Annotated in this window: 7 protein-coding genes; 4 read left to right on the forward strand and 3 right to left on the reverse strand. The window is 40.4% G+C overall.

Going from position 1 to position 6,528, the window contains the following annotated elements; genetic code table 11:
• Positions 1-18: 18 nt before the first annotated feature.
• The 3 genes from rnc to RM529_RS04820 are packed head-to-tail and all read right to left on the reverse strand — an operon-like array spanning position 19 to position 2,257.
• On the reverse strand, positions 19-747 hold the full coding sequence (rnc, locus tag RM529_RS04810) for a ribonuclease III (protein ID WP_311483615.1): 729 nt from the start codon (positions 745-747) through the stop codon (positions 19-21).
• Between the two features lie 5 nt (positions 748-752).
• On the reverse strand, positions 753-2,006 hold the full coding sequence (gene fabF, locus RM529_RS04815) for a beta-ketoacyl-ACP synthase II (protein WP_311483616.1): 1,254 nt from the start codon (positions 2,004-2,006) through the stop codon (positions 753-755).
• A gap of 14 nt (positions 2,007-2,020) precedes the next feature.
• Positions 2,021-2,257, reverse strand: coding sequence for an acyl carrier protein (locus RM529_RS04820; RefSeq protein WP_013069791.1), 237 nt, complete (start codon positions 2,255-2,257; stop codon positions 2,021-2,023).
• Between the two features lie 155 nt (positions 2,258-2,412).
• Here RM529_RS04820 and purN point away from each other — a divergent pair, with 155 nt between their 5' ends.
• The 4 genes from purN (at position 2,413) to RM529_RS04840 (ending at position 6,436) form a co-directional block, all read left to right on the forward strand.
• Positions 2,413-3,006, forward strand: coding sequence for a phosphoribosylglycinamide formyltransferase (gene purN, locus RM529_RS04825; RefSeq protein ID WP_311483620.1), 594 nt, complete (start codon positions 2,413-2,415; stop codon positions 3,004-3,006).
• Positions 2,999-3,466 (forward strand): ribonuclease HI, encoded by a 468-nt coding sequence (gene rnhA, locus RM529_RS04830; protein WP_311483617.1) that lies wholly within the window; start codon positions 2,999-3,001, stop codon positions 3,464-3,466. Before purN ends, rnhA begins: the two co-directional genes overlap by 8 nt.
• 81 nt (positions 3,467-3,547) lie before the next feature.
• On the forward strand, positions 3,548-4,471 hold the full coding sequence (locus RM529_RS04835) for a PfkB family carbohydrate kinase (protein ID WP_311483618.1): 924 nt from the start codon (positions 3,548-3,550) through the stop codon (positions 4,469-4,471).
• 66 nt (positions 4,472-4,537) lie between these two features.
• Entirely contained in the window at positions 4,538-6,436 is a 1,899-nt protein-coding gene (locus RM529_RS04840; protein WP_311483619.1) for an amidophosphoribosyltransferase, read from the forward strand.
• Positions 6,437-6,528: the final 92 nt, after the last annotated feature.

The following is a 6,528-nucleotide window of genomic DNA, read 5'->3' on the forward strand; positions in this document are numbered from 1 at the left end:
TTTAGGGAATAAATATTATTACATTTTATTTTGAAAAGCATAATAAGCTCGTTTTGAGGCCTTTTCTTCTGCTTTTTTCTTAGAAGTCGCCCTGGCTTTTGCTACTACCCTGTCATTAATCCTAAGTTTTACCGCAAAATGTTTAAGCTCATCATTACCCGTATCTTCATACACTTCGTAATCAAATTCTTTCTTTTCCTTCTGGCACCATTCAATAAATAAACTTTTATAGCTAATCACTTTACCTTCCAGTTGCTCTATATCAACATACGGCTCTATTACCCGATCAAAAATAAAACGCCGGCAATACTTATAACCACGATCCAGATAAATTGCTCCAACCAGTGATTCAAATAAATTACCGTGAATATTAACTCCAAATTGTTCCTTGGGAATATTCGTCTGCACATGGTCTATAAGCTTAAGATCCTTACCTAATTCGTTTAAATGTTTACGACTCACCACTTTGGACCTCATCTTTGTAAGATAACCTTCGTTACCTCCTGGTACAGCCCGAAAAAGATGCGAAGCAATCACAGCACTCAGCATAGCATCCCCCAGAAATTCCATCCTTTCATAATTAACGGCATTCCCTTTCTCATCCTTCATATTGAGGGAACGGTGGGTAAATGCCTTTTTGTAGTGTGAAATATTCTTGGGACGAAATCCCAGGATCTTATGGATATCATTAAAAAAATTCCCGCCCTTGGAAGAGCGGGAATTTAATATGTTCCGAATAACACTCATCGTGATTATTCAATGAATTTTTTGAACAAAACGCAGGCGTTATGCCCACCAAAACCAAATGTATTGCTCATTACTACGTTTACCTCGCGCTTCTGTGCTTTGTTTAAGGTTAGGTTCAATTCCGGATTAATGTTCTCGTCTGGATGTTCGTGATTAATCGTTGGAGGCACTATCCCGTGTTTCATGGATAGGATAGCTGAAATAGCTTCTATCGCACCCGCAGCTCCAAGCAAATGTCCCGTCATAGACTTTGTGGAATTGATATTGATGTTTTTCGCATGATCTCCGAAAACTTTCACTATGGCTTTCAACTCTGCCACATCTCCAAGAGGAGTGGAAGTCCCGTGAGTATTGATTGCATCAACATCTTCAGGATTCATTTCTGCATTTCTTAAACAATTTTTCATCACAGCCACAACCCCGTCTCCTTCCGGATGCGGTGCCGTCATATGATAAGCATCTGAGGATAAGCCTCCGCCCAGGACCTCCGCATAAATTTTTGCGCCCCTTGCTTTGGCATGCTCGTATTCTTCCAATATAAGCGCGCCCCCACCTTCTCCAAGAACAAAGCCATCTCGTGTGGCATCAAAAGGTCTTGATGCTGTTTCGGGGCTCTCATTTCTTGTAGAAAGTGCATGCATGGCATTAAAACCACCCATACCGGCAATGGTCACAGCTGCTTCAGATCCTCCTGTAACTATAACATCGCTGTATCCTAACCTAATATTGTTAAGAGCATCTATCATAGCATTTGCAGAAGAAGCACAGGCAGAAACCGTAGTGTAGTTTGCCCCCATAAACCCATGACGAATTGAGATATTGCCCGGGGCAATATCTGCAATCATCTTTGGAATAAAAAAGGGATTAAACCTGGGGCTTCCATCTCCTCCGGCAAAGGTCATAACCTCATCCTGAAAAGTTTCAAGGCCACCTATCCCGGCTCCCCAAATTACGCCTACACGAAATTTATCGACAACACTCAGGTCTAAACCTGAATCTTCAATAGCTTCATCTGAAGCTACTATCGCATACTGTGCAAATCTATCAAGCCTTCTTACTTCTTTGCGATCAAAGAAATCTAAAGGATTGAAGTTTTTGAGTTCACAAGCGAATTTGGTTTTGAATTTTTCGGTATTGAAATAAGTGATAGGTGCACTACCGCTTTTCCCACTCACCAATCCATCCCAATATTCTTCAATATTGTTACCAACGGGGGTCAGTGCTCCCAATCCCGTTACTACAACTCGCTTTAACTCCATATGGCTTTTTTGCTTTATTTTTTAGCGTCTTCAATATAAGAAATTGCCTGACCAACAGTAGCAATGTTCTCTGCCTGGTCGTCTGGAATCTGAATATCAAATTCTTTCTCGAATTCCATAATTAGTTCCACTGTATCCAATGAATCAGCGCCCAGGTCGTTGGTGAAGCTGGCTTCGTTTACAACTTCGTTCTCGTCAACACCTAACTTGTCCACGATTATCGCTTTTACTCTTGATGCAATGTCTGACATAATATTTTATTTTAATTTTGATTAGGTGGCAAAAATAAAAAACTTTATTTTAAAACCGATTTTTACTTTAAAAATGTGAATGTAATTTACATAAATTCACTGAAACCGGTTAATTTTACATCCTAATAAATGTTAACTTTCCTATTTTGAGGACCATGCAACCAACAAAGCAAAAAAAAATAGTTGTCTTTGCTTCAGGCTCCGGCACAAATACCGAAAATATAATAAAATATTTTCAGAATTCGCCAGAGTCGCGGGTGGTAGCAGTGTTTTCTAACCGCCGGTCGGCCGGTGTTTTAAAAAAAGCACACGACCTCAATGTAAAGGCGCTCTATTTTGACAGGAATTCCTTCTACCATTCTAATGAACTTCTATACGTCTTGCAGGATATGGAACCTGACCTGATCGTGCTTGCAGGTTTCCTATGGATGTTTCCTGAAAATATTTTGCAAAGATTTCCCGGAAAGATAATAAATATACATCCCGCACTTCTTCCAAAATACGGCGGGAAAGGCATGTATGGCGACAAAGTTCACAAGGCAATTATCGACAATAAAGAAAAGGAGAGCGGTATCACTATTCATTATGTAAATGAAAGATATGACGAAGGTGAAATTGTTTTTCAGAAAACTGTAAATATAGATCGGGGTGATACCCCGGAAAGCCTTGCCTCAAAAATTCATGAGCTTGAATATACCTTTTTTCCGAAGGTAATAGAGGAACTTCTACAAGACAAAAAAAGTGAGTAACCCCCAGGTTCATATTTATACAGATGGTGCCGCAAGGGGAAATCCAGGCCCCGGAGGATATGGAATTGTAATGGAGTGGGTTGGAAAGCCTTACCGTAAAGAATTCTCCAAAGGCTACAAACACACCACAAATAACCGCATGGAACTTCTTGCCGTTATAGAAGCTCTTAGAAAACTTAAAAGACCGGGGGTTGATGTCCTCATTTTTACCGACTCTAAGTACGTAGTAGATTCCGTAGAAAAAAAATGGGTGCTTGGATGGGAGAAAAAGAATTTTAAAGAAAGGAAAAATGCTGATCTATGGAGAGAATTCCTCGCCGAATATCGTAAACACGGAGTGCGATTTAAATGGATAAAAGGCCACAACAACCATCCGCAAAACGAGCGCTGTGATGCACTTGCCGTAGCCGCTTCCAAAGAGAAAAAGCTGCTCATTGACGAGGGTTTTAAAAAAAACTGAATTTAATATTTCCCTAATTCCTTATTTGGTTTACACCTTGAAAAACAAACTGTATATTTGCAGCTTATTTTAAACCTTGTTATGAGTAAACTTCTTATTGTAGGCACTGTTGCCTTTGATGCTATTGAAACCCCTTTTGGTAAAACAGATAAAATTTTAGGTGGTGCGGCAACCTACATTGGCCTTTCTGCCTCACATTTTGATGCTAACAGTGCAATAGTTTCTATTATAGGAGATGATTTTCCCCAGGAATATCTTGATTTATTTAAAAGAAACAACATAGACATAGAGGGAATTGAGAAAGTAGAAGGAGGAAAAACTTTTTTTTGGAGCGGACGCTATCACAACGATCTCAATTCGCGCGACACCCTGGAAACCCAGCTAAATGTGCTGGCAGATTTCCAGCCGGTAGTACCGGAAAATTATAAAGATGCTGAATTTGTGATGCTTGGCAACCTCCACCCGATGGTACAATTAAGCGTACTAGAACAGGTAGAAAGCCCAAAACTGGTAGTTCTTGACACCATGAATTTCTGGATGGATAACGCACTTGAGGATTTAAAGAAAGTTATCGCCAAAGTAGATGTCATAACCATTAATGATGAAGAAGCACGGCAGCTGTCGGGTGAATATTCCCTGGTAAAAGCAGCCAGGAAGATAGAAGCTATGGGTCCAAAATATGTGGTTATTAAAAAGGGAGAGCACGGAGCCCTTCTTTTTTATAAGGAAGAAATCTTTTTTGCGCCGGCTTTACCACTGGAAGAAGTTTTTGACCCCACAGGAGCTGGAGACACTTTTGCCGGTGGCTTTATAGGCTATCTAGCTAAAACCGAAGATATTTCCTTTGAAAACATGAAGAATGCCATTATCTATGGCTCGACTCTTGCCTCGTTTTGTGTAGAAAAATTTGGAACAGAAAGAATGCAGGAACTATCCAAAGAAGAAGTCCATTCCCGGCTGAAGGAGTTCAGGAAACTAACACAATTCGAAATAGAATTGACTTAATTTATTTGCCCTGTAATTTCAGGGCTTTTTTTGTGACAAAGCTAAAACCTAAAGAGGTAAAAAATTATGAGTGACGCCCTAAAACACGAATGTGGAATTGCACACATTCGCCTTTTAAAACCACTGGAATATTATAAAGAGAAATACGGAAGTGCATTTTACGGAGTAAATAAAATGTACCTCATGATGGAAAAGCAGCACAACAGGGGACAGGATGGCGCCGGTTTTGCGAGCATCAAATTAAACACCGCCCCGGGAGAAAGATATATTAGCAGGGTAAGGTCTAACCAGGCACAGCCAATTCAGGATATTTTTGCTCAGATTAATGAGCGCATTAATGAAGAAATTAAAACCAATCCCGAATATGCAGATGACGTAGCCCTTCAGAAAAAATACATTCCGTACCTGGGAGAAGTTTTTTTGGGGCACGTTCGTTATGGAACGTTTGGGAAAAACAATATTGAAAGTGTACATCCTTTCCTGAGGCAAAACAACTGGATGCACAGGAACCTTATTGTGGCAGGAAATTTTAATATGACCAATGTAAACAAGCTTTTTAACAATCTTGTTGAACTTGGGCAGCATCCAAAGGAAAGAGCCGATACCGTGACGGTAATGGAGAAAATCGGGCATTTCCTGGATTCTGAAGTCAGAAAGCTTTATAAAAAGCTCAAGAAGGAAGGTTTTAATAAACAACAGGCGTCACCACATATTGCCGAGCAGCTTAATGTTGCCAAAATCCTTAGGAAATCCTCTAAAAATTGGGATGGCGGTTATGCCATGGCAGGGCTTATGGGTCACGGCGATTCCTTTGTTTTACGTGACCCCGCAGGAATACGCCCGGCATACTACTATAAAGATGATGAAGTTGTAGTGGTAGCTTCAGAAAGGCCGGTAATTCAGACTGTTTTTAATGTAAAATTTGAAGATGTGCAGGAGCTGGCTCCCGGCCATGCAATTATTACCAAAAAGAACGGAAAAGTTTCCATAGAACAAATTATTGAACCTCTGGAGCGCAAAGCCTGCTCTTTTGAGCGCATTTATTTTTCCCGCGGAAGTGATGCTGAAATTTATAAAGAACGGAAAAAACTTGGGCAGTTGTTAATGCCTGAAGTTTTAAAATCTATAGAGCACGATACCTTGAATACCGTTTTTTCCTTTATTCCTAATACCGCCGAAACTTCTTTTTATGGTATGGTTGAAGCAGCCCAGGATGAATTGAACAAGCAAAAGAACGATGCCATTCTGGCCGAAAAGGAAACGCTCACCGATGCGCGCTTACAGCAAATACTTTCCCATCGCCTAAGAACCGAGAAAATTGCCATTAAGGATGTGAAGCTGCGAACTTTTATTACTGAAGACAGCAGCCGGGATGATCTGGTTGCACACGTATATGATGTAACTTATGGCGTGGTAAGGCCGCAGGATAACCTTGTAATTATTGACGATAGTATTGTACGTGGGACTACGCTGAAGAAAAGTATCATTAAAATGATGGACCGGCTAAACCCGAAACAGATCGTGATCGTGTCCTCTGCCCCCCAGATACGTTATCCAGATTGTTACGGCATTGATATGGCAAGGCTGGAAGACCTGGTTGCCTTTAGAGCTGCGCTGGACCTACATAAAGAAAACAACAGTTACCAGGTAATTCAGGATGTCTATAATAAATGCAAAGAGCAGGTAGATCTTGAAGATTCTGAGGTAAAGAATTTTGTAAAGGAAATCTACGAGCCTTTTACCAACGAAGAAATTTCCGATAAGATTTCAGAGCTAATAAGCGAACCTACAGTAAAGGCAAAAGTAAAAGTTATCTACCAAACCGTGGAAAACCTTCATAAAGCCTGTCCCAAGAATCTTGGAGACTGGTATTTTACAGGAGATTATCCCACGCCGGGTGGTAACCGGGTGGTAAACCGCGCTTTTATTAACTTTTACGAAGGAACAAAGGACCGTGCCTATTAACTTTTACACTTCAACTAATATCCATGCAGTTCGTCTAATTTAATTGGTGAGATGGTTTTACTTGTCTACTTTAGTCTTGCCATAACATAAGT

The organism is Autumnicola edwardsiae (genome assembly GCF_031846505.1).
In the GTDB taxonomy this organism is placed as follows: Bacteria; Bacteroidota; Bacteroidia; order Flavobacteriales; family Flavobacteriaceae; genus Autumnicola; species Autumnicola edwardsiae.